The 2,744-nt window shown below is 69.2% G+C and carries 2 protein-coding genes and 1 pseudogene; all 3 read left to right on the top strand.

Annotation, left to right across the window (positions count from 1 at the left end; all coding sequences use genetic code 11):
• Positions 1 to 515, top strand: a pseudogene (locus K789_RS0103020) (ribonuclease D); the annotation flags it as partial.
• A 151-nt stretch (positions 516 to 666) separates the two neighbouring features.
• Positions 667 to 1,962: a thiolase family protein gene (locus K789_RS0103015; RefSeq protein WP_024365453.1), complete on the top strand. Its 1,296-nt coding sequence runs from the start codon at positions 667 to 669 to the stop codon at positions 1,960 to 1,962.
• A partial coding sequence (locus K789_RS0103010; protein ID WP_024365452.1) for an enoyl-CoA hydratase/isomerase family protein occupies positions 1,959 to 2,744 on the top strand: 786 nt, incomplete at its 3' end. The genes K789_RS0103015 and K789_RS0103010, both read left to right, overlap by 4 nt.

The following is a 2,744-nucleotide window of genomic DNA, read 5'->3' as shown; positions in this document are numbered from 1 at the left end:
CGGCCCTCGTGGCCGCCGCCAAGGCCATGCCCACCACGGTGCCCCAGCTGCTGGGGACCAAGGGATTCCACGGCCGCGCGGCCCAGCGCGAGGCGCCGCGGTGGCTGCGCTGCATCAGCACTGCCCGGACCCTCGAGGACCTCCCTCCCCTGCACCTGCCCACCAACGCTCCCCCGCCCCCGCGGGTGTGGGCCGACCGGGACCCGGAGGCCGCAGCCAGGCTCGCCACCGCTCGGCCCCTGCTGCAAGCCAAGGCCGAGGAACTGAACATGCCGGTGGAGAACCTCCTGACGCCTGATTACCTCCGCCGCGTCTCGTGGCGTCCGCCGGTTGAGTCCAGCGAGGAAGGCATCGCCGAGGAACTGGCAAACCTTGGCGCCCGTCAGTGGCAGATTGAACTTGTCGCCCCACTCATTGCCGAGGCGTTCCAGAACCCGCAGCCGCTCCCGGTCAAGGAAGCCAAGGTGGCGCCCGCCACGGCTGCTGCCGAAGCTGCCGCAGACACGGCACACTAGGCCGGCCCGCCCGGACTCCCGCCACTGCACTCCTTGCCAGCTATGTTACTGGCGAGTAACATGTTGTCTGATGTCGTCTGGATCACTGCTGCCCCTGGCTTTTGCGCCCGGGCTGCGGATCCGGCACCCAGGTCTCGATGAGGAGTAGCACGTGAGCCAGCACCCGAGCAGCGGAACACCCAGCGTTGGAAGAAACAGGATCATCCGCGAGGTCGTCTTCGTCGACGGCGTCCGCACCCCGTTCGGCCGCGCCGGCGAGAAGGGCATCTACGCCGGAACGCGGGCCGACGACCTCGTGGTCAAATGCATCCGCGAACTCATGCGGCGCAACCCGTCCCTGCCGGCCGAACGGATCGACGAAGTGGCCATCGCGGCGACGACACAGACCGGCGACCAGGGACTGACGATCGGCCGAACCGCGGCCCTGCTCGCCGGACTGCCGCGGACCGTCCCGGGATTTGCGATCGACCGGATGTGTGCCGGCGCCATGACCGCCGTGACCACAACGGCGAGCGGCATCGGCTTCGGCGCCTACGACGTCGTGATCGCCGGCGGCGTGGAACACATGGGCAATCACCCGATGGGCGCCGGCGCGGATCCCAACCCGCGCTTTATGTCCGAACGGATCGTGGACCCGGCAGCCCTGAACATGGGAAACACCGCTGAGAACCTGCACGACCGCTTCCCCGCCATCACCAAGGACCGCACCGACGCCTACGCCGTCGCTTCCCAGGACAAGCTGGCGGCGGCCTACGCCAAGGACCAGATCCAACCGGACCTGGTCCCCGTCGCGACGATGAAGCCGGGCCAGGGCTGGACCGTGAACACGGTGGACGAGCCGCCGCGCCCGGGCACCTCCGTGGAAGACCTCGCCTCGCTGAAGACCCCGTTCCGCGCGCACGGCCGGGTCACGGCCGGCAACGCCGCCGGCCTCAATGATGGTGCCACCGCCGCACTGCTGGCCTCCGCCGAGGCCGCGGAGGAACTCGGCCTGCCGGTCAAGATGCGCCTGGTCAGCTACGCCTTCGCCGGCGTTGAGCCCGAGGTCATGGGCATCGGCCCGGTCCCGGCCACCGAAAAGGCCCTCAGGAACGCCGGGCTGGGCATCGGGGACATCGGCCTGTTCGAAATCAACGAGGCCTTCGCCGTCCAGGTGCTCAGCTTCCTGGACCACTTCGGGATCGCCGACGACGACCCCCGGGTCAACCGCTATGGCGGGGCGATCGCCGTCGGGCATCCCCTCGCGTCCTCCGGCGTGCGGCTGATGAACCAGCTGGCCCGCCAGTTCGAGGAGGACCCCACGGTCCGCTTCGGCATGACCACAATGTGCATCGGCCTGGGCATGGGCGCCACCGTCATCTGGGAGAACCCGCACCACGCCGGCTACGGCACCGAATACACCCCCGAAGAGTCCACCGCCACCACCGAGACTGGAGCCGCAGCATGAGCGCCGCTGATTTCCGCAAACTTGCCGACCTCTTCCCGAACGAATCGGTCACCCACTCCTACGTCCAGGACATCGAACTGCCCGCCGCAGGTGGGAAGACGACTGCCGGCACGAGCCCCGGCACGTTTGCCCTGGTCACGCTGGACAACGGCCTGGACCACTCCAAGCCCACCACCCTGGGTCCCAACACCCTGATCGAGCTCGGCACCGTCCTGGAAGGACTCAAGGAGCGCGCCGCCCGCGGCGAGATCGTGGGCGTGGGAATTACCGGCAAGCCCTACTTCCTGGTCGCCGGAGCAGACCTGTCCACCGTCAAGTCCATTAGCGGCCGCGAACACGGTCTTTGGATGGCCCAGCTCGGCCACGATGTCTACGGCACCCTGGCCAACCTGGGTGTCCCCAGCTTTGCCTTCATCAACGGCGTGGCCCTGGGCGGCGGGCTGGAGATCGCCCTGCAGTCCACCTACCGCACCGTGTCCACCGGCGCCGGGGCGCTGGCCCTCCCGGAGGCCTTCATCGGCCTCATCCCGGGCTGGGGCGGCGTCTACATCCTGCCGCGCCTGATCGGCCCGGAAAACGCCGTCAAGGTGATGATCGAGAACCCGCTCAGCAACAACCGCACCCTGACGGGGCCGCAGGCCTTCACGCTCGGCGTCGCGGACGCCATGTTCGAGCCTGCGGACTTCGTGGAGCAGTCCGTCGCCTGGGCCGCGCAGGTCATCGCGGGCGCCGTGGCCCCGGAGCGGGCGAATGCCGTCGATCCCTCAGCCCCGGAGGTCGCC

The organism is Arthrobacter sp. TB 26 (assembly GCF_000427315.1).
Classification (GTDB): domain Bacteria; phylum Actinomycetota; class Actinomycetes; order Actinomycetales; family Micrococcaceae; genus Arthrobacter.
This window is presented reverse-complemented; position numbering and strand designations above follow the sequence as displayed.